This is a genomic window from Pseudomonas sp. NFR09, from assembly GCF_900111535.1.
In the GTDB taxonomy this organism is placed as follows: Bacteria; Pseudomonadota; Gammaproteobacteria; order Pseudomonadales; family Pseudomonadaceae; genus Aquipseudomonas; species Aquipseudomonas extremorientalis.
Map to the genome: position 1 here is coordinate 123016 of NZ_FOIH01000006.1, position 22241 is coordinate 145256.

The 22241-nt window shown below is 58.3% G+C and carries 9 protein-coding genes and 2 pseudogenes; 4 read left to right on the top strand and 7 right to left on the bottom strand.

The genetic code is table 11. The annotated features are described in order from the left end of the window. Positions 1-6: 6 nt before the first annotated feature. The 4 genes and pseudogenes from traD to BMX59_RS31130 all read left to right on the top strand — a co-directional run. On the top strand, positions 7-2112 hold the full coding sequence (traD, locus tag BMX59_RS15060; RefSeq protein ID WP_093122869.1) for a type IV conjugative transfer system coupling protein TraD: 2106 nt from the start codon (positions 7-9) through the stop codon (positions 2110-2112). Between the two features lie 85 nt (positions 2113-2197). Further along, a complete protein-coding gene (locus tag BMX59_RS15065; protein WP_093122872.1) occupies positions 2198-2929 on the top strand; it encodes a TIGR03747 family integrating conjugative element membrane protein in 732 nt (243 codons plus the stop codon). 244 nt (positions 2930-3173) lie between these two features. Further along, positions 3174-3323, top strand: a pseudogene (locus BMX59_RS15070) (transposase domain-containing protein); the annotation flags it as partial. A 697-nt stretch (positions 3324-4020) separates the two neighbouring features. Further along, a pseudogene (locus tag BMX59_RS31130) lies at positions 4021-4190 on the top strand (TraC family protein); the annotation flags it as partial. 883 nt (positions 4191-5073) lie between these two features. On the opposite strand, the gene cysS reads toward BMX59_RS31130, so the two are convergent. From cysS to BMX59_RS15115, 7 genes are read right to left on the bottom strand one after another with little or no spacing between them, the layout of a single operon-like run. Next, a complete protein-coding gene (gene cysS / locus BMX59_RS15085) occupies positions 5074-6453 on the bottom strand; it encodes a cysteine--tRNA ligase (protein WP_093122876.1) in 1380 nt (459 codons plus the stop codon). A gap of 47 nt (positions 6454-6500) precedes the next feature. Next, complete coding sequence (locus BMX59_RS15090; protein WP_093122880.1) at positions 6501-7694, bottom strand: MFS transporter; 1194 nt, start codon at positions 7692-7694, stop codon at positions 6501-6503. A gap of 4 nt (positions 7695-7698) precedes the next feature. After that, positions 7699-8493, bottom strand: a complete 795-nt coding sequence (locus BMX59_RS15095; protein WP_093122885.1) for a thioesterase II family protein — start codon at positions 8491-8493, stop codon at positions 7699-7701. Next, positions 8490-11924 carry a beta-ketoacyl synthase N-terminal-like domain-containing protein gene (locus BMX59_RS15100; protein ID WP_139212889.1) on the bottom strand — a complete coding sequence of 1145 codons (3435 nt, stop codon included), beginning with the start codon at positions 11922-11924 and terminating at the stop codon, positions 8490-8492. Before BMX59_RS15100 ends, BMX59_RS15095 begins: the two co-directional genes overlap by 4 nt. Next, a complete protein-coding gene (locus BMX59_RS15105; protein ID WP_175486684.1) occupies positions 11921-13183 on the bottom strand; it encodes an ACP S-malonyltransferase in 1263 nt (420 codons plus the stop codon). Before BMX59_RS15105 ends, BMX59_RS15100 begins: the two co-directional genes overlap by 4 nt. Positions 13184-13197: 14 nt before the next feature. Beyond that, positions 13198-19158 carry a non-ribosomal peptide synthetase gene (locus BMX59_RS15110; RefSeq protein ID WP_093122896.1) on the bottom strand — a complete coding sequence of 1987 codons (5961 nt, stop codon included), beginning with the start codon at positions 19156-19158 and terminating at the stop codon, positions 13198-13200. 8 nt (positions 19159-19166) lie between these two features. After that, positions 19167-22241 (bottom strand): beta-ketoacyl synthase N-terminal-like domain-containing protein, encoded by a 3075-nt coding sequence (locus BMX59_RS15115; RefSeq protein WP_093122900.1) that lies wholly within the window; start codon positions 22239-22241, stop codon positions 19167-19169.

Below are 22241 nucleotides of genomic sequence, written 5' to 3' on the forward strand. Positions count from 1 at the left end.
CAGGTCATGGCAGAGCATGCGATGGAGTCAAAGCTCCGGCCGGCGGTGGAGTTGTACACCGTAGCGATCTGCATCGCCGCAGCGGTGTTGTGCGTGTGCTCGCCCTGGGCTGTGGCCCTGTCACCCGAGATCGGGCTGGTTGTGGCGCTGGCCTATACCCTATTCGGCCTGATACGCCTGCGACAAGCCTGGGAAGTGTTGCGCTATCGGCGCAATATCCGCCGGCTGCCCCGCTACGAGCTGACCAGTCGGCAGATTCCGGTCAGTTGTAAGCGTCTGTTCATGGGACGCGGGTTTCGCTGGACCCGCCTGCATACCCAGCGCTTGGTCGAGGCTCAGGATCCAGCGATCGCCCACTATGTCGACCAACCGACCCGCTATCGCCTGGCCCGTGGACTCGAACAGTCCCTTGAGCATGCACCGTTTCCGCTCTCGACATTGGCGCGTGTCACCGCCTTGGACAGTGCCTTCAATCCGTTGCGCCCTTTACCACCGGTAGGAGGCTCGCCATTACTGCATGGGGTCGAGCCCGATGAAACGGAAGTCAGTCTGCCACTGGGCGAACGGGTCGGTCACACCCTGGTATTGGGCACGACCCGCGTCGGCAAGACGCGGCTCGCCGAGGTGTACATCACCCAGGACATTCACCGCGTTGACCATGAAGTCGTGATTGTCTTCGACCCGAAGGGCGATGCCGACTTGCTCAAGCGCATGTACGTCGAAGCCAAATGCGCCGGTCGGGACAAAGAGTTTTATGTCTTCCATCTGGGCTGGCCAGAAATCTCTGCCCGCTACAACGCGGTGGGACGTTTCGGTCGTATCTCGGAAGTGGCATCACGCATCGCCGGGCAGCTCAGTGGTGAAGGTAACTCCGCGGCCTTCCGTGAGTTCGCATGGCGTTTCGTCAACATCATTGCCCGGGCTTTGATCGAATTGGGCCGACGTCCGGACTACCTGCAGATCCAGCGGCACGTGGTCAACATCGATGCGCTGTTCATCGAATACGCCCAGCAGTTTTTTGCCAAGACCGATCCGAAAGCATGGGAAGTGATCGTCCAGTTCGAAGGCAAGCTCACAGAGAAGAACATTCCCCGGCATATGATAGGACGCGAAAAGCGGGTCGTGGCCATCGAGCAATACCTGGCGGCGAAACGGGTATTTGATCCGGTAATGGACGGGCTGCGTTCGGCGGTGCGCTACGACCGTACTTACTTCGATAAAATCGTTGCCTCGCTACTGCCGCTGCTGGAGAAACTCACCACCGGCAAGACCGCCCAGTTGCTTGCACCGAATTACACCGATCTGGATGACCCGCGGCCGATCTTCGATTGGATGCAGATCATCCGAAAACGCGGCATCGTCTACGTCGGCCTGGATGCGCTGACCGACGCCGAGGTGGCCGCTGCTGTGGGTAACTCCATGTTTGCCGACTTGGTTTCGGTCGCGGGCCACATCTATAAACATGGTATTGACCACGGCCTTCCCGCATCGGGCAGCAGCAGTGAAAAGCTGCCGATCAACCTGCACGCCGATGAGTTCAACGAGTTAATGGGAGATGAATTCATCCCGCTAATCAATAAGGGTGGCGGCGCCGGTATCCAGGTAACCGCCTACACCCAGACCCTCAGTGATATTGAAGCGCGAATCGGCAACCGGGCCAAGGCCGGCCAGGTGGTCGGCAATTTCAACACTCTACAGATGCTGCGGGTGCGCGAAACCGCGACCGCGGAACTGCTCACCCAGCAGTTGCCCAAGGTTAATGTGCTGACCAAGACCCTGGTCTCGGGTGCGACCGACACCTCCGATCCGGAGGCCAACACGGATTTCACCTCGTCCTCACAGGACCGTGTCAGCAGCACCAGCGTGCCGCTGATCGAACCGGCTCACATCGTCAGTTTGCCCAAGGGGCAAATGTTCTCCTTCCAGGCCGGTGGTCAGCTTTGGAAAGTCCGCATGCCGTTGCCAAAATCCTCCAACGACGATGCTATGCCCAAGGACCTGCAGGAGCTCACCCAGATGATGCGGGCGGCTTACAACGAGCAGGCGGGTCAGTGGTGGAGTACGGGTGGTGGTGGACCAACTACAAACTTCAATCTGGATCAGGTCGGATAGCCCAACCTAGTTGTTCGATTTAACGGCAAATGGTTCAGATGGCATCGTGCCCATATCAACGCTGCAACACACAATGGAGTTATCAATGGCGACTTCATTGCAGAACATGCCGCCACAATCGAGCCAGCGTACTGGGTTGATTATTGCGGCGATCGGCTTGGTTCTGCGCATCATCGGTTTGTTGATTGCTTCATTACTGTTCTCGATCTTGATCGAGTGGGCTGGTCTGCTCTTCTTCTGGGGCGATCAAGGCTGGAGACACAGCCAAGTCATGCTGACCAATGAACTGAGCTGGCTTAGCGACCATTTCAAATCGTCACTCATTCTCAAACAACCTGGACAGATGGTCGTTCAGGTACTCGACCTCCTCAATCATTGGCTATTGGGCAAGACTGGATTTGCGGACTTTGCGCGGCAGGCCCGAATGTCGAGCCAGAGCAACGGGTTCTGGGGCTGGACCAATCAGCTCTACGTGACTGTTGAAGATTTCGTGCTGGCTGCAGTCTACGTCACCTTCACTTTTGTGGTGCGCCTGACGATTCTGGTCTTAGCCACGCCACTGTTCTTACTAAGCTTGCTCACTGGCGTTGTTGATGGGTTAATGCGCCGTGACCTACGCAAATTTGGCTCAGGACTAGAAAGCAGCTTTGTGTACCACCGCGCTAAGCGAGCAGTGCTACCGCTGCTGATCGTGCCTTGGGTTATTTACCTATCCTTACCGTTTTCGCTCAATCCCATGACGATTTTTATGCCTTGCGCGGTGATACTCGGAACAACAACCGCTATCACTGCGGCAACGTTCAAAAAATACCTTTGATAAAACGTAATGCTGGAGTACTAAACCATTTAGGTCGATCTAGGCAATACTGAGACAATACCAAAAGCCGCCACAACCAATCAGTGATGGGAGATTCTGGCATTGATCGCTGATACCTGATTGCTCAGTATTATTGTGTTCGCTAGGAACTGGGCAGATCCATACAAGCATTTGCGTCATGAGCAGCCCGAATCACCTCCCTCTCACTTTCTTAACTCGCTGCGCCGCTTTCTCACCACCGTCCCAGGCGGCGGCGATCATGAGTCTGATCCAGTCGGCACGGCTCAATGGGCATGATCCGTATGTCTATCTCAAGGATGCTCTAACGCGGCTGCAGACGCAGCGGATAAGTGAGATCGGTCAACTGCTGCCCCATCAGTGGGTTCCTGCATGACCAGTTTAAGACACGTTTGCCAGACGAACACCGCGAATTGCCATACATCCGGCGCCTCCAGTCATGACACCTGTGGAGGTACGATTCAGGCGTTTCATGGCTTTAGGTGATCGAATTGCACGCTTAATACGTGAAGCCGCGAGGAGATAGGGCAACTGAACGGTGATATTAATGCCAACTCCTAGCGCGGTTATGAACAAACCTCTGGGACGGAAAGATCAATTAGATCAAAGGCGTGAGTCACGACTGCACCGAAAATAAAGACTGCTTTTGGATTGCTCAGCGTCAACAGAGCACCCGATAGCAAACCACGGCCCGCTGAACGATGGGCAGGAGCTCGAGGTTGATTGGCATTTTTTTCGACATAGATCCCATGCGATAAATAGAATGAAGGCAACTCCAAACCACTTGACTGCAAGGAAAACCTGCTCAACTGGAGTTCTAGTGCCGTAAGGCGAAGAGTTGCGACAAGCAACCAGACGGGGTTACCTAAGACCATGCCTACGATGAACGGCAAGGTCGATTTGGCGCCCGAGAGACCGCCTGGCCCAGTAAGGCACCTTGGGCAGGCCCAGGAATAGCCGCTGCGATAGCAAACGGAACAACAAAAAACCAGATTGACGAATGAGCCAGCACGGCGACAATCCAAATTTTTTGGCGTAAAGCTAGATCGTCGCATTCTGACGAGAGCGAGTAGTTGGAACAGCCCTTCAATCTCGGCGTCGCCGAACGGTTGTTCTATAACGAACAGCGTTCGGACGTACGGCATGGACTCTGGTTTTTTGATGATCACCCACACCGGGTCATGGTCGTGGACAAGTTGCGCCGGCCACCATTGATTGTCAATTCACTGGCGAAATCCGCGAGTTCCACTCAAATTATCCGGGCTGAAGGCGAGCTGATGGGCATTGCAGGGCTATGGGAGCAGTGGCGTGTCCTGAGTGCCAGAGATCTGTTGCACAGGTTCACCATGCTCACGATCAATGCAGAAGACCACCCCTTCATGGCCAACTTTCACAAGCCCCAGGATGAAAAACGTATAGTCGTGATTCTGCCCCGGGGCTTTATGGAGATTGGTTGAAAGCCTCGGCCGGCGATAGCATGGAATTCATGCGTAAGTACCCATCTGATCGTATGTCAGTAGAGATGTGAAATATCGCTGCAACTGATGCAGCGTCGGCAACAATTTCAGCGAGAGCAACTGAATGACCAAAGAAGAACTGCGACAGCAGCTGCAGAAGGAGTTTGAGCAGCACCTGCAAGCGCCCTCCCCCCCCATGCAGTGACGCTTTACGCTGCACAGCCGGATCCCGAAACAAAACCTTGGAAAAAGAAACCGAGCTTGCTTGACCAGGCATTCGCACAGGATCTGTGCCGAAATTGAAAAACACTTGCGGGAAGGTCTACCCGGGCGGATTTTCCGTAAACACCAGGTAGGGCCTGCTGATACCCTGAATTTGGAGAATTAAAACTGTCACAAACGGTACACGGAATTCACGAGATTCTGCCTCCTTTGGAGGAAGCGCAAAACTGTCGCAATGTACCCAAAAGCCGGTTCGAACTGACGCGCTAGAGAATTGAAACTGTCGCAGCCAGAAACAACGCGGCTTTCACGTTATGTTGAAACTGATGCGGTTTTGAGCCAGGCTGCCGGAATTCGTTTACGTACCTGGGTACTCGGTATTACGAACTGGTAGTTCCCATGCAGCCCTCTCTACACAGAAAGACGAATCCAGGCGCGTTCATGTAGTCACGATACCGCTTTGATGGTCACGCCGTGCTCACCATCTTCGATGACATAGCCCAGCTCAAGAATACGCTTACGCAGAGCATCAGCCTCTTGCCAATTCTTCGCCTTACGGGCCGCCTGCCGAGTTTCGAACAGTGCCATGACTTCAGCTGGAATGATCGCCTCAACCGGTTGCCAGCTGTCGAGCGCCAGCCCTAGCACTTGGTCGCAATGACGCAGCGTTGCTTTTTTATCGGCATTCGACAACGAGCCCTTAACCAGGCTCCATACCAGCGCGAGTGCTCGCGGGGTGTTCAAGTCCTGATTGACCTCGCGCAAAAACGCCTCGCTGAAGGCTTGATCAACTTCGCCGCCTTGTGGCCAGCCAAAATAACTGACGCGCAGACGCATAAGCGCCTGTTGAGCACTATCAAGTGCTTCCCAACTGAAGCTCAACTGCTTGCGGTAATGGGCGCTCAGATTCAGGTAGCGATAGGCCATCGGATCATAGCCTCGGTCAATCACAGTTTGCAGCCGTAGGAAATCACTTCCTGACTTGGACATCTTGACGTTGTCCAACTGTAGAAAATACCCATGCATCCAGAAATTTGCCGCTCGCGTGCCGTGGCACGCTTGGCTCTGGGCAATTTCGTTGGTGTGATGTACGGCAACATGGTCTTCACCGCCGCAATGAATGTCGAACCACGGCGATAAATATTTGCTCGACATCGCCGAGCACTCGATGTGCCAACCGGGAAACCCGCGCCCCCAGGGGCTGTTCCATTCCATTTGGCGTTGGCTGTCCAGAGGGCTGAATTTCCACAGGGCAAAATCGGTCGGATGGTGCTTTTCTCCCATCTCGACCCGCGAACCAGCTTGCAAGCCGGCCAAGTCAAGGCGCGCTAGGTAACCATAGTCATCTTGTTGACTGGAGTCAAAATAAATACCGTCAGTCGTGCGATAGGTAAAACCCTTGGCTTCGATATTCGCAATGAAGTCTATCTGCTCGGCAATGTGCTCTGTGGCGCGGCACCAAAGAGTCGGCTCCAGATTATTCAGAGCCCGCATGTCTACCTGAAACGCTGCGGTGTAGCGATCAGCCAGCACCCACGCGGACTCACCTCCCGCCCGACGACTGCCTCTCTCCATTTTGTCCTCACCGTCGTCTCCATCTGAAACAAGATGACCGACATCGGTGATATTAACCACATGACGCACGGAAAAGCCGTTGAACTCTAAAACACGGCGCAGGGTGTCTTCAAACATGTAGGTGCGCAGATTACCGATATGGGCGTAGTCGTAAACAGTCGGACCACAGCAATATAGGCCTACGTATTCAGCGTTCAGGGGTTCGAATGCGCGAGTCTCGCGTTGCCAGGTGTCGTATAAATAAAGTTGCATGCGTGTCTCGTAAGGGAGTCTGAGAGGCTGTTTCTGTGCAGATAATGCTAATGAGTGAGCTTAGGTATTCTGGTCCGGTGACGCAAGAATAACGCCAGAACCCCACAGGCGACGATCACCACACAAGTGGCGCCCCATTGCAGCCTGTCTATCGGAATATGCAGGCGCGTACTCATCGAAATGAGAAACCCCGAGACCGGGATCGGTAGTTGCAACAGGGCAATCATGACGCCCAGCGCTTTGCCGAAGTCAGCCGAGGGGATCGCGCGCGCGCGCTCAGTGCGCACGTGAATCACAAAAACTGTGCGCATGATGATAAATGCCAAATAAAGGCCGGCAAACACGCCAAGCGTGTTGGCCATAGGAATAACTAGGGCGACCACCGCCATGGCAATCAGCAGCGTATGCGCGAAGGTGCGACCGATGTACACATGACCGCGCAATGACAACACGGAGAGGACCGCAATCGAAACAGCAGCTGTCACGCTGAGAAACGTGCCCAGGTCTACCTCCGTCATGTGGAAACGCGTGATAAACATCATCGGAGCCAATGACATAAGTAGCGACTCCACCAGATTGCTCGCCATCGACACGGCCACAAGCCACACCATTCGTGGCCGCGACCATAACGTGCGAACCCCTTTCAGAACACTGCTGTGTTTGCCTGGTACAGGCTTGTCTTCATCGGGCCGAAAGCCAAACCAGAGCGAACACAAACTGCAGGCGAAGATAGCGCAAGCAACAAGCGCAATCATCCGTAGCCCGCCCAAGTAAAGCGTAAACCCGCCGACCGAGGGAGCGACTACCCGCGCGATCTGCTCGATGGTCTGTAACCGCGCTTGCAAACGTCCCAACTCATGGGGCGCAGAGTGAGAGGCGACGGTTTTCTCAAGCATGATGAAACTGTAAGTGTTGAGCAGCGCCAAGGCGCCCGCGAGCGCAATCGTCACCCAGTGCCACCTGATGGTGAGGGCCATCAGTGCCGTCAACACGATGCGCCCCGCATCGATTGACAGCAATTGCGGCCTCAAGCGATGGCGGTCGATATACAGCGCCAACCAGGGGAGGAGCAGCACACGCCATACCGTAAGCCCCATGACCGACAAACCGACCCAAGCCAGCTCGCCGGTCGCCACATAGAGTGCGACAGGCACTGCAAACAAAAACATCTCATCAGCCAGCAAGCCAAATCCGCGAGCTATGATAAAGGACGTGAGTGAAAATTTCTTAGGGTGAGTCACAGTCTTAATCTCCTGCGTCTGCGCGCAGCAGATCCGACGCGATCTTACCCAAGTAACAGGCAGCGGCTTGAGCGGCAGTAGCAGCGTCTACATAGAAGTGGTCGCCCTCTAACGCCACTTCATCCACATCGCCGTCGAACAAGGCAGACCAGCCAGCCATTTCGACACTGCCTACCAGCCTGTCGTCCCTGGCGCAGAACAGCGTTAGTGGGATCGCCAGAGGCGTTTCTTCGCTAAAGCAGTATTGCGCCATGACCTGATACTCGGCGCGTACTGATCCCATCATGGGCAGGAACGCCTCCCGGTGCGGCTGAAGCGAGGCAGGGACACCGCCGTCCTCCACCAGCCGGTCAAACATGGCGCCATTGTCATCCAGACCCTGGTACTTGGACCGTCGGGCCTGCGTCAACGGCGGCGGCAGGCAACCGGAGGCGACAAAGTGTGCTGGCAGCGATTGACCGGCACGTCGTAATGCACGGGCCGTTTCAAACGCAAGCAACCCGCCGAAACTGTGGCCAAAAAGCACGAATGGCGTAGTTTCCAATGCCTTGATACCAGCCACTACTTCATCGGTCATGGCGGGTAGATCGGCCAGGATCGGCTCGTCTATGCGGCAGCCGCGACCGGGTGCCTGCCAAGCCATCAAGCCGATGCCGGACGGAAGGTGGGCCGCCCATGCGTGATAGGTGTGCAAGTTACCGCCCGCATGGGGAAGGCAGACGATCAACGCTTGGACGTTTTGCAAGTCCCCGGCAGGAAAAAGGTACCGACTCATGAGTCCGCTAGTATTCGCCATCATCGGTGCTCCAAGGCTGGGAAAAAATTCGGCTCCGGGCACGCCCGCACCATGCTATCGATATGCGCGAGCCTCACCTTCGACCATTGGAATCCACAGCGGGCCAATACGTCGCGCGTATAGGAGTTGTCAATCTCCCAGAGTGTCGAGACAGCCTCCAGGTTGAGTGTCAGGTAGCCGATGTGAAACAACAGGCGGTCAACAATCCGGCCGTGAGTTTCTTTCACCTGCGGTGTGTTGATATAGCGGACGAACTCGCCAAGCGGCATACGCTTCATTGGATAACCCAGTGCAGCAAAGTTTTCGCAGATGTCGTTGACGCTGACGCAATGTTCGTTGAACAGGTGATAGCAGCCCTGATTGAGTGCTGGCCGATCAAAAATAGCGAAAAAAGCATGGGTCATTTCGTCGATAAAACCGAAATCCAGCTCGCGGCGCGGTGAGTCTGGATAGCATCCCAGAACCACAAATGCACGAATCAGACTATAGATACCGTTCTCCTCAACGTTGCTTTGGAAAAGGCCCGTACGCGAGTGGAACAGGACATTGCCAAACCGATAAATATTAACGTCCACCCCCGCTTGGCTGGCCTGCCCGAGCAACTGCTCGGCGGCGGCCTTGCTCTTGCTGTAAGGGTTGTTGTATGCCGGCGCCAGGCTGCGGTCGAATTCCGTGTACAGGCGTACTAAAGGCGGCTCGTCATAGTGACCATGCGCAACTGCCGTAGAAGAAGCGAAGTGCACCCGCTTGCGGCGCCCCGTTTGGGCGCAGGCAATAATCTGTTCGACAGCCGCGACATTGTCGTGCTGAAAGCGCGCCTCGTCACCCGAATGGCGCACACGTGCGGCCAAATGGATAATCTCGTCCACCTGTTCACATAAGTCGTGCCAATCGGTTTGCGATAAGCTTAGGCGAGGTTCACCCAGGTCTGCGCAGAAGACCTGCAAACGCTCAAGTTCAGCGGCGCTGATCGGTCTGGCGTGATAGTGCAGATGCGCCGCCTGCAAACGCGAGATGCCTTGCTCCGGCGTCTGGGCTCTTATCGGCGCGATCACATGCCAGTCTTGCCTGTCCAACAGCACGCGCAAGAAATGCGCGCCCATATAGCCGGTCGCCCCCGTCAAAAGTACCGTGCGTGACCGCCGATCGGTTCTCAGCGGCCCGAGAGCATGCTGCGCTGCCTGGCGTTGTTGGTAATAGTGCTGCAACTGCGTTTCGAGCGTCGTACGGTCTTCCAGCAATGCATCCATCTGCAACACGTGTCGTGCAAACAGTTCGGGTTTACTCGCTTCATCATGGCGCTTGATCAGCAAGCACCGAACCAGATCATTGACGGTGGGATTGGCATAAACATCGTTCAGCAGCACGGTCATGTATTTGTTCAAGGCGCCGACAATCTGAATGACGGTCATGGAGTCCCCGCCCATTTCAGTGATGCTTGTCTGTGGGTCGACGTTGGTCAGCCCCAGCTTGCGCGCAAACGTCTGTTGCACCAGCGCGGTCAGCGGGCCCTGATCGCGCTCAATATCTCCAGTGAGTACAAAATGACTGACCGCCGCAAGGTCCAGCGCCTCGACTTGCTCCAGCAGGTGCGCGACTTCCGGGTCTGCGGCACGCGCGCGCAACCAAGGCTCGACCAGCTCGCGCAGCCGCTGCCCCATGCCTCTGGCGCCGTTCGCCTCGAACAACGTCGGGCTATGGGGGTCCAGCCAATGCCGCTCCAGGTTCAGTGGCGGCGCCGGCAAATGAACGCGTCGACCGCTGAGGCGCGTCGGGAGTTTAGGCAATTGTCCCGACTCAACAGTAGCGTAGACAAGCCACTTATGGTCGCCAGGTTGCTCATGGGCCGAGCCGGGATTGGCTGCCGCTCGCAGCAATCGCAAGACTTCGGCGGGCTCGGAGGCCCGTATCGTCCAGCGGTAAGGCTGGTTGGCGCGACCGGTTGCCAGGGTATACGCCACATCGGCGAGCTCCACCCTGGGTTGAGTCTGGAGCCAGTCAGCCAAGTTCAAGGCGTAATGACGCAATTGTTCAGGCGATGCAGCCTGCAGGCAAAGCTGTACCTCACCAGGCTCACAGGGAACCGGCTTGCGTGAGGGCGGGGCCTGCACCACCACATGGCAATTGGTGCCCGTCATGCTGTAAGAACTCACCCCCGCTATGGCTGACTTTCCCTGCGGCCAGCCACGAAGACGGTCGTTCAGATAGTACGGTGAGCCAACAAAGTCGATAGACGGATTCGGCGCGATAAAGTGGAGCGAGGGGAACAGCTCACCGTATTTGACGCTCAGCACAGCCTTAACAAATCCGGCAAGGCCAGCCGAGTTCATCAGGTGGCCGATCTGGCTCTTGAATGTGCCGATCGCGCAGGTCTGCACGGCAGGCGAGTGTCGCCTGAAAGCCCGCGTCAGCCCTTCGAACTCAATCGGGTCACCCAGTTGTGTCCCTGTGCCATGCACCTCGATATAGCCGATCTCGTCAGCTGTGATATTCGCATGGCGCCACGCCTCGCCAATCGCATCCGCTTGACCGGAGGCAGTCGGAACCGTTAAGCCGGCGGAACGCCCGCTGTGGTTGACAGCACTGCCGCGAATCACCGCATGAATCGCATCGCCATCACGCTGGGCATCCTGGAGTCGTTTTAGAACCACCGCTACAGCGCCCTCGCCCAAGCCTGTACCGCTGGCATCAGCGGCGAAGCTGCGTGTCGACCCGTCCGATGACTCAATGCCGACGCGCAAGCCGGTATCCAGCGGCATGAAGTTTAACTCGCTGCTGCCGACGACGGCGCAATCATACTCGGCCGAGAGCAGACCCAGACATGCCTGATGTATGCCAACAAGGGATGAACAGCATCCCGTGTCCACCACACTGGCCGGCCCATGCAGGCCAAGAAGAAAGGAAAGGCGTGCCGGAGTATAAGAAGCATTGTTGCCGGTGAGCGCGAGCGGCAGAATGTCAAACGCCTGCTCGGTCACCAGATTCAAATAGCTGATGCCCTTTTTGGTATCGCCGCACGCAATCACCGCCGTGCGCGTCCCCTTGAGCGCATTGCCGCCATAACCTGCATCGTTCAGGGCCTGCCATGCTGCCATCAGGAACAGCCGCTGATGAGGATCACAAAGATTGGCTTCGGCGACCGTCATGTGGAACGGCGAGCGGTCAAACAGATCGACACGATCAAGCCAGGCTCCACGAAAAAAATGTGCCGCCTGGCTGCGGTCACTCTGATAGTAATCGACGAACTTGCTGACATCGGCAACGCGGTGTTCGGGGTAATTTCGCGTCTGGTCGTTGCCACCGCGCAGCAGTTCCAGCAGCAGAGCTTCATCCTGCGCCCCCGGCAGGTTGACGGCCAGACCAATGACAGCGATATCGTCGCGAGTGGGGCTCATTGGTTCAACGGCAGTCTCGAATAAAAACTTCTTTTTCACGCTTGATCCGGTCCATTTTGTGGAAACTGTGAAGTGAGGATGCCGTGGCGGTCGAACCAGGTAAGTTCTTCGCGGCGCTCTTGTACCTCCGCGCTTGAGGCCCCCTTGGCTGCCAGCACGTTTTCGAACAAGGAGACTGCTTCGCCCAAGTCTTCAAGGGATGGCATCGTTCCTTGGTCACGAGTCACCTGCCAGCGTTCCAGTACTGCGCGATATGGCACCTGACAGCGCGCTTCAAAATGCTCGTCGGGCTGACGAAGCGTGCGCGTTGCGGCAACATGGGCGAGACAACGCCCGATGAAGGCGTTGCTGATGGCCGCAGGGCGTAGCGGGCGGATGAAGTCCTCCACCGTCTGCAAGTCATCGACGTCGCAGAACGGCGTCACATACAACGAAGGCACGGTGCTGCGCAGCGTGCGAGCAAGCACGCTGGAGGGGCCGATCTCTACCACATGCGTCACGCCGTTCATGGCCATGAAGCGCATCGACGAGGTCCAGCGAACGGTGTCGCACACCTGGCGGGCCAGCAACTCCAGCGCCTCCTCTCTTTCGCGTGGATACGGGCGAGCGGTGACGTTGGCGATTACCGGAAGGCGCGCCTTCTGCCAGCTAGCGGCGGCCAGGAGCGGGCGCAATGCTTCACTGCAGTCGTGCAGTGCACGTGAATGAAAAGCACCGCTGACCTTGAGACGCGTAAGACGCGCGCCCAGCAAAGTCAGTGGGTCTTCAATGCGCTCCAGATCGGTAACCGGGCCAGCCAGTACTACCTGCTCAGGACCGTTGTGGCAGGCAATATCGATGTTTGCATCCGCCGCCACCAGGCGGGCATGAACCGCCAAAACCATGCTGGCTGACAAACCACTGACCGCAACCATGCCAAGCGAAGGGTCGCAGGCGTCGTCCATCAACACCCCGCGACGGTCCACCAGCCGCAAGGCATCGGCGAACGATAACGCGCCCGCAGCGACCAAAGCGGAGTATTCGCCAACGCTGTGACCCGCCAGAAAAGCGACCGGCAAAGCGTGCCGTGCTTGAAGCGTGCGCAACAGGGCGATCTCCACTGTAAGGATGGCCGCTTGGGTAAATCGGGTTTGTGAGAGTGCCGCCTCGTCGGGGGCGCTACAAAACTCGCTGACCGACCACTCAAGGGTGGCATCTGCTTCCTCAAACACCGCTTGCGCTTCACGATAGCGTCGACACAACGCGGTCCCCATAGAGGCAACTTGCGAACCTTGGCCTGCAAAAACAATTCCCAGCATGATGATTGAGATCCTTATTGAAATTGATTGAGAAGTTGGCCGATACGACGCGCCAGCAGGGTCGCTGCCGGCGCCTGAGAGGCAGGCGCCCATACTTGGCCGGCAATGCCATCGGCGGCGATGCTCAGCGACAAGACCCTACGGCCTGCGCCGGGCTGAGGATCATCCTCCAGATAAAGCACCCATTCTTGCTCGGTCGGAGCGAGTGGCTGTTGCGATTCAAGTTGCGCGACCGTGTTGTCTAGTAGCTGCCCAAGCGAGTCGTACTGCCCAAAGTCAAAGGTTAACTGACGGCCCTCACCGCGCATGAACAACGCCAGCGATACCGAGTCGTCCTCAGCCCGCTCATAAAGCGCAGACGCCACAATGCTGATCAGTACCGCATCGAGACTGGCTTGATGACGACGCGCAAAACGCTCAAGCATTCGCGTGCTGCTGCTCCAGCGTGCATTCGGAGCAGGCAGGGCAGCAGCGAGACGCCGGCGCAGCAAACTGGCGATTTCAGCCAGCGTGCCGCAGGCAAACAAATCGGGCAGGGTCAGGACGTCTCCGAAGCGTTGACGCACCTCCGTGAACAAACGCAGTATCTGCAGCGAGTTTCCACCAGCCTCGAACAACGGCGTATCGGTCGAGTCGACTTCCATGCCAGTGAGCGCTTGCCACATCGCTTGCAAATCATCAAGCAGTGCACCGCGCTTCAGTGTTTTCGGTGCCGGTTCGCTGCGTTCACGCTCGGCGGGCTTGAAGTTTGCGAGCAGCGCTGCAGCATCCACTTTGCCGTTATGCGTGACGGGCAACTTATCAAGATGGCGCAAATGCGAGGGCACCATGAACGGCGGTAGACTCTGCGTCATCTGAGCCCGTAGCGCGGTAATGTCGCTCAGCGGGCCCTGCCAGAACAGACACAGCTCGGCATCTCCCTGGGGGCTTAAAACGACAAGGGCGGCGACCCCAGTCACTCCGTTGAGACGAGCTGCCAGAAACTCAACCTCCGCCAGTTCCACACGGAAGCCGCGAATTTTGACTTGCCGATCGATCCGCCCTTGCAACACCAGTTCCCCACGAGCGTTGCACCAAGCGGCATCGCCAGTCGCATAAATCGGCCCTTGGCAAAGATCTGAATCGAGAAAAAATCCTTGCCCCGGCTCAACGCCCAGATAACCTTGGCTCACGCCCACGCCTGAGATACACAGCTCTCCGACCAGCCCTGGAGGCAAGGGCCGGCGGTGTTCGTCGACAATCAACGCTCGCGTATTGTCAACCGTATCTCCAACGGGAATAGCCCCCTCCTGACCATGTAACGCGAGGTCGACCCGCATTGCCACGCATCCGATGGTGGTCTCTGTCGGGCCGTAGTGGTTGACCAGTTCGACCCAGGCCAAGGCTTTGCTCAAGCGGAGCATCTCGGCACGTCTGGGTGGTTCACCGCCGAGGGTAATCAGGCGCAACGAGGCAAGCCGAGCGGCACGAGATTCAAAATCGGCGAGCATTATGCTCACCAGCGACGGCGTTGCCTTGAGGCAGGTGACACGGCGGCGCGCAATAAAATCAACCACCGCACTTGCATCCACCGCCGGCATCGACGGTGCGATGTGCACCGACCCACCGGACCACAGCAACGGCCAGACCGAAGTAAATGACAGGTCGAAAGACAGCGATGTCAGGACCGCAGAGCGATCTTCGCCGCTAAGGCGGCCAAAGCGCGCAAACCATGCGCAGTAATTGGCAAGATTGGCGTGGGTTATGGGGACGCCCTTGGGCTGCCCAGTCGACCCCGATGTAAAAATCACATACGCCAGATCATCCGGCTTTGGTGCGATGACGGCAGAGTCGTCGGGCGCGACGCTGTCATCCTCCATCAGCAGTTGAACGCAGCTGGGCAGGTTCAGGCTGGCATCGTCGACGACGGCTACTTTCACCCGCGCCGTGTCACAGCAGTCACTCAATCGCTTGGTTTGCCATTCCTTGTCAAGGCTAAGAAACGCTGCCCCGACACGCCAGCAGGCCAGCATCGCGACTATGGTTCGCGCACTGCGCGGCAAACAGACAGCAACCACATCACCGCGGGTGACGCCGACCACCTTCAATCGAGCGGCCAGGCGGCCGGCGTGATCGCTCAGTTCGGCCCACGTCAGTTCGCCGTCTACATCGCTGAGCGCCGGAGCGGTTGGCTGCGCCTGCGAATGGTAGGCCACGCGATCCCACAGGGTAGTGTCGGCCACCGTCAGTTTTGGTACGCCGCCGGTGTTCGATGGTGCCTGTTTTTCGCTGCGGGCGAACAGATCCGCGCACGGCAGCTGTGCAGCTGCCAGCGCGTGCTCCAGCAACGCCACGCAGCCGTCGAGAAATGCCGCGGCCTCTGCGGGCAAAAACACCGATTGACGGTATTCAAGCCCTATGGCGACAGCGCTGCCGTCAACCTCGTCGACCCTTAAAGCAACGTCGTATTTGGCCGAGTTCCAAGGCAGGTGGAGCAAGGTTGCTGCAACGCTGTCGCCGAACGCCAAGGTCGACATGCCCGAGGGCTGCATGTTGAACAGCACATTGAACACCCCGTTGGTGCTTATGCCGAGCCCGGCGGCGACCTCGTTCAACGGTGCGCGCTCATGCTCCAGTGCGTTGTGCTGCTCCTGCGCAACCTCCGCGATCATTTGCGCGAACGACGCCTTGGCGTCCCAGCGCAGCCGCAACCCCAACGAATTGACAAACATACCGACCGTGCGTGCCGCATCGGCGCGTCGACGCCCTGAGACGGGCATGCCGATGCTCAGGTCTGTACCGGCGCCGTAGCGCGAAAGGCCGAGTGCGAAACACGCCAGCAACGGCACTGCAGGCGTCACCGCGTGCGCGCAGCAAAACGCATTGAGCGCCGAGCGCAACTGCGGTGTGACCGTGCGAGTAGTGACCGTCGCCAGTTTTGCATCACCGCGAGGCACTGCGGGCAGGCGGCGCAGTTCGACACCCCTCGGTGCGTCCCGCAAGTGCTCGATAAAATAGTCGACATCGGTTTGCGCGGTGCCCATGTCGTCCAGGCAACGCTGCAACTCGGCACCCCAGGCAGCACCGACGGTTTGCAGGGAGCTACCGCCATAGCGCTTCGCCAGATCACCAAGCAATGTGCCCAGGCCGACACCATCAATCACAAGGTGGTGGCAAACCACCAAGAGCCACGCATTCTGTTGATCAGCGATAAACAACTGGGCGCGAACACAGCGCGCTTGCGACAAATCAAAGGGACGGGCAATCGACTGTGCAACACAATCGTCCAACTGCGCGGCGTCAATTTCGCGGACCGCCACCGAGTTGTCGACGCTCGCCTCTATCTCTTGGAAAACACCGTCGTTGGTCACCTCAAAACGCGTACGCAGCGCCTCGTGCGCGACCAGCATGTCTGCCCACGCCTGCTGGAGTACCTGGACGTCAACGTTGCCTGACAAGCGCAACAGCACCGGAATGTGATAGGCCGCTGAAGAAGGCGCACGTTGCTGACCCAGGAACATCATTAGCTGAGTTGGCAGGAGCCGGTGCCTTGACGAAGAGATTGTTTGGCTGACGTGTGCGGGTGCCGGTACAGGATTAGCGGACCGCTCCACGACCAGGTCTGACAGCTGACGCAGTGTCGCGTGCCGCACCAGATCGACCAGCTGCAATTCAACGCCGAAGGTCGAGAATACTGCAGCAGCAAGGTCAAGCAAGAGCATCGAATGACCACCGAGCGCAGCAAAGTGATCATCGATACTGACTCGCTCGACGTTTAGCATCTCGCGCCAGATTGCCGCAATGCGTCGGTCCACTTCGTGACGGCTATCATCGACCAGTGCGAGTGAGGCTGTTGTGCAGGTGAGCAAAGAGGTCAGTGCTGTTTTGTCCACCTTGCCTTGCAGGGTAAGGGGGAGATGCTCGAGCTGGACGAGACGCGCCGGAATCATGTACGGCGGCAAACAGTCGCTAAGGTGTTGGCGCAATTGGCCAATGTCCACAGGCACGCTGGCGCAAAATCCGCAGTCAAGTGACTTGCAGCCTTCTTCACCGCGTTCGCCCGGCAGCACTTCGAGCTCGGTGATGCCTGGGAATAGGGCAATGCGTGCCCGAACCTCATCCAGCTCGACCCGATAACCCTGGACCTTTAACTGATGGTCGTTGCGCCCGAGAAAGTCAATGGCGTAGTCGGGCGTCCATCGTGCCCAGTCGCCGCTGAGGTAACCATTCGCGCGCAGGCTCCCAGCCAATGCTGCCGGCAACTCGACAAAGCGCCGGGAGGTCAGTTCGGGTGCATTGAGGTAGCCGATTGCGACACCATCGCCACCCAACAGCAACTGGCCGCGCGCACCAATCGGCAGTGGACGCAACTGTGCGTCGACCACCCAGGCTGTGGTATTGGCGATTGGGCGGCCTATAGACAGCCGATCGCCGATCGATTCCACGACATGGCAGGTTGAAAAGGTGGTGTTTTCCGTCGGTCCGTAAACGTGATGCAGACGAAGCGCCGGATTAGCATTGCGCACCGCACGCACCAGGTTCAGCGAGCAGGTTTCGCCGCCGAACAGTAGGCAACGCAAGGCGCCAAATGCTGTGGGCCGACGTGATGCAACAAAGTTGAACAGAGCGGTTGAAACGAATGCCAGCGTTACTTGCTTTTCAGCCAGCGTATCGGCCAGCAGGTCGGGGTCGAGGAAAACTGCTTTCGGAATACAGACCAGCGGCAGCCCATTCACCAAGGCGCCCCAGATTTCGAAGGTTATCGCGTCAAAGATCGGCGTTGCCGCTAACGCCATCCGATCACCGGGCTGCCAGTCGATGTAGGTGGTTTTACCAACCAATCGAGCGACATTTCGATGCGTGACCTTCACCCCCTTCGGCGCCCCGGTAGAGCCTGAGGTATAGATCAGGTAGAGCGGGTCATCCCCGCGTCGCGATAACGGTGCGACCGGTGAATAATCGGTAAAAGGGATGTCCGCCCACGCGGTGACAGGTACCGCCAGCGAGGGAGCAGGATGAATCGCGATGACCTGCCTCGCGTCGGAATCCGCGATCAGCATTTCGATGCGATCTGTGGGGTAATCCGAGGACACAGGCAGATAAACCCCGCCAGCAAATGCAATTCCAAGGAACGCGGTGACGGTGCTCTCGTGCCGCTCTGTCACAACCGCAACCACTTGCCCTGGTTGGACCCCCTGTGCAATTAGCCATCCAGCCAACCGTGCGGCCTTGTCGATGAGTTCGCCCCACGTCAGGTCGCCCTCCACGCCATGTACCACAATGTTTGTCGGCTGTTGGAGTGCCTGCGCCAGTACTGTGGCGGCGATATTGCAGTCGCCAGAGTAGTCGGCGCCCGTGGCGTTGATGCTCAACAGCTCTGTGCGCTGGGCATTTGGCAACAGGTCGATATGGCCGAGATTACGATGCGGGTCGCTAGCGAACTGGCGGCCCTGATGCACCAAGGCCTGCCACAGCCAATATACCCAGTCGGCCAGCTCCTTGGCGCGGGTGCCGCTGAGCTTTGCGCACCAGCCTTGGCCGATGCGTTCGAAACCGAGCACCAACGGCATGCTGTCGAACCCGGCAGTGTTTTCCAATCGGCAGACCAGCAATTGCGCAACCGGCGATTTATCGGCCCGAGGCGGTGCGGAGCACACTTGGAGGGCATCGCTGGCGAGGCTTGCAAAGCTGCGCTCTGGCGTGCAATCAAGCTGCAGATACGCGCAGCGTGTCGGGTGCTGGCCCAAGGTATCGTTGACGTCGACGCCGACCATGAGGGCGACCTGCTGTCGCCCGCAGAAGGACGCCGCCACAACGCCAACCAAGGTGCCGAGCAAGGCCATCTCGGCCACCGGCTGGCCGGCGCAGACACGCTCTATCCAGTCATTTACATCTCCCGGAATCTCAAGCGCAATGGCCGGCACTGGGCCCGAGAACCAATCGGTTGGCAATACATCATAACCAGCTTCCGCATCAATTTCGTTAGCTAGGGACATTTTAGGACTCAGAAATGGAAGACAGGGTGCATTTGCGGGGCGGCCACGCCGGCTAGCAGCGCGAGGCAATCGGATAGCTGTTGAACGCGGGGTGTTGCAAATTCGGACAGCAGCGTAACTACCTGCTCTGCCAGGGCCGACAACGCGGCCGCCGACAAGCCATTGACACGCCGTTCGAAACTGAGCACGAGGCGGTCACCGACCTCCATGGCGAACAATGTCAGATCAAATTTTGCGACGTTCCACGGCAAGTCGTAGAAGGGTATCGGCGTCGCCCTCACACCTTGGTCGAGTTCAAAGGCCCCCAGCGCCATGTTCTGCAACGCAAAGACCACGTTGAAACCTAACGCTTCACGCAAAGGGCCGGGCTGTGGCGCGATCAGATCGATTGGCGCCTCTTGTACGTCCATGCATTCCGCCAGGTTGTTGCGCAGGGTGGCCAGCCAATCGTTCAGCGCTGCTTCGGGAGCCACCACCATCGCCATGGGTAGCAGGTTCACGAACATGCCCAACACGTCCTCCGTGCCTGCGCCAAGACGCCCAGAGAACGGGGTTCCGATGTTAAAGGCACGTTGGCCGCTGAATGCATTCAGAGCCAGAGTGAACGCTCCCAGCACCGTTGCAAACAGCCCTACTCCGCTGGTGCGCGCAAAGTTTGTCACCGCCAGCGATGTTGGCGCATCCAGTGTCAAGGTAAGCCGTGCTCCGCGTGTTTCGTCCGGGGAAGCCGCCTGAAAAGCAGCCAGCATCCCAGAACCACGGTGTGCCAGGCGCGATGTCCAGAAGTCGCGATGCCGGGTGAACTCTGCGCTAGCCACGCGCTCGGCGTACCACTGAGCACTGTCGAGTGCGGTGCGTGCCGGGGGCAGCACGTAATCGTCGTCGGTACGGCATGCTTGCTCAAGCCGTTGTACGAACAGTGCGACAGAAATCCCATCCATCACCACGTGATGAAAGTCCATCAGCAACCAGGTAACTGTCGGCGATTGGCGGACCAGCAGCAATCGCGCCAGTGGGCCATTCTCGAGCGAAAAGGGTCGGATAAATTGCAGCGTCAGCCGTTCCAGCGCCGCGTCATCCGCAGCCTCGACAACGTCTACTTCAAGCGCCTGTGACATAGAAGGCACCATCACGGCCTGGCCACCCTGCATGGCCACGCGTACGCGCAACCCGTCATCCGCCTCAGCCACTGCACGAGCACGTCGGCACAGCTTTTCGACGTCTACCGCGCCGTCTAGGCGCAGACCGAAAGGCACGTTGTAAAGTGTGTCGGCATGCTGCATGCTGTGCAGCATCATGTGTTTTTGCGCCGGAGTGAGCGGGTATCTATCGGCAGGCTCATAGTGTGGCAGCGCAACTTGATGGCTGTCGCTTGCCTGCTGAAGGGCAGCACGCAGGGTTGCGAGCGTGGGGGTTCGCCATAGCTGCGAAACACTGACCTTTCGCCCTAACTCACGTGCAAGCCGAGACGCAAGGACTGCCGCCTTGAGCGAGTCGCCGCCAGACATGAAGAAGTCTGCATCCTCGACAGCGGCACCCGCACCCAGCAGTTCGGCCCAAACCCTCGTGACCACGTCCTGGGCGGCGTCAGGCTTGCCAACATTTGCCTCCATCGACGTTGCCGGGGCGGGCTTGTACGCGAACCAGAAAGCCCGGCGTGTCATCTCGGCGCCGACCTTGGGGCGCTCGACAGGCGTGTGCGCTGGCGCAGGACCAACGACGATATGGCAGTTGGCGCCGGCCATACTGAACGCGCTGACGCCACACTGTTGACCGGCTTTTTCTGGCCAAGGAATCAGGCGATCGTTCACATACAATGGCGATGCCAGGTAGTCGATACTTTCATTGGGCGAAACGAAGTTCAGGCTCGGCGCAATGTGACGGTGCTGGACCATCAGCACGCTCTTGATCAGGCCCGTGATGCCCGCCGCGCTGTCCAGGTGGCCGAATACCGTCTTGGCCGATCCGAGCGCGCACCGTGTTGTCTGGTCACACAGGGGTTGCAAAGCGCGAGACAATGCCTCGAATTCGATCGGGTCACCAAGGCGTGTGCCCGTGCCATGTGCTTCGATGCAACCAATGTCTTGCGGCCCGATACCCGCGGCCCGCCATGCAGACTCAACCACCGCCTGCTGTGATACCACATTGGGCACGGTGAGACCTGAAGTACGGCCGTCTTGATTGCAGGCACTGCCGTTGATAACCGCATAAATGCGATCGCCGTCGGCCAGTGCCTTGCTCAAAGGCTTCAATACCACAGCCCCCACACCCTCTCCCAAACCGGTGCCGCTTGGCCCCCCCGCAAACGTGCGAGTCAAGCCGTCTGGCGATTCGATCCCAATCTGGTCGTCCGATACCTGCGGAAACAAGTGCAGCTTCACGCCTCCAGCAATTGCCAGCTGGCATTCGCCCGCCCGCAACGCCTGGCAGGCATAGTGCGCAGCCACCAGTGATGACGAGCATGCCGTGTCGACAACCATGCTGGGCCCGCGCAGGTCAAATGCGTGACTTACTCGCCCGGGCAACATCGACGACAAATTGCCGGTGAAGGCCACTGAAGCGGCGCCGGGCGCATGACGCTGGATCAGTTGCCAGTAATTGACATCGTCCGAGCCCGGGCAACAGCCGGCGTATACCCCCACAGACTGGCCACGCAGTTGCGCAGGATTGCCGACGGCGTCACGCAAAGCCAGCCACGAAGTCTCCAGGAACAACCGCTGCACCGGGTCGATCAGCTCGGCATCGCGTGATGCGATGCCGAAGAAGTCGGCATCAAAGTGGTCAATCTCGTCCAGCCATGCGCCCGGCAAAAATGCCGTCGCGCCATCAGCCCCCAGCCAAGGCGAGATCGTCCGGCGTCGTGACTCCGGAAATGCGCGAACCTGGAACTCGTTGGCCCTGAGCACGTTCCACAGAGCGTCCACATCCTCGGCGCCCGGCCAACGCCCCGCCATACCGATCACCGCAATGGGCTCTTCAGCAGTGCGCTGACGGGCACAAACCCGCAGCAGGTAGGTCGCACCCTCCTTGCTCAGGCTGCCTGTAGCAAAGCTGCGCAAGATTTCTTCATGTAGTTTTTTCAC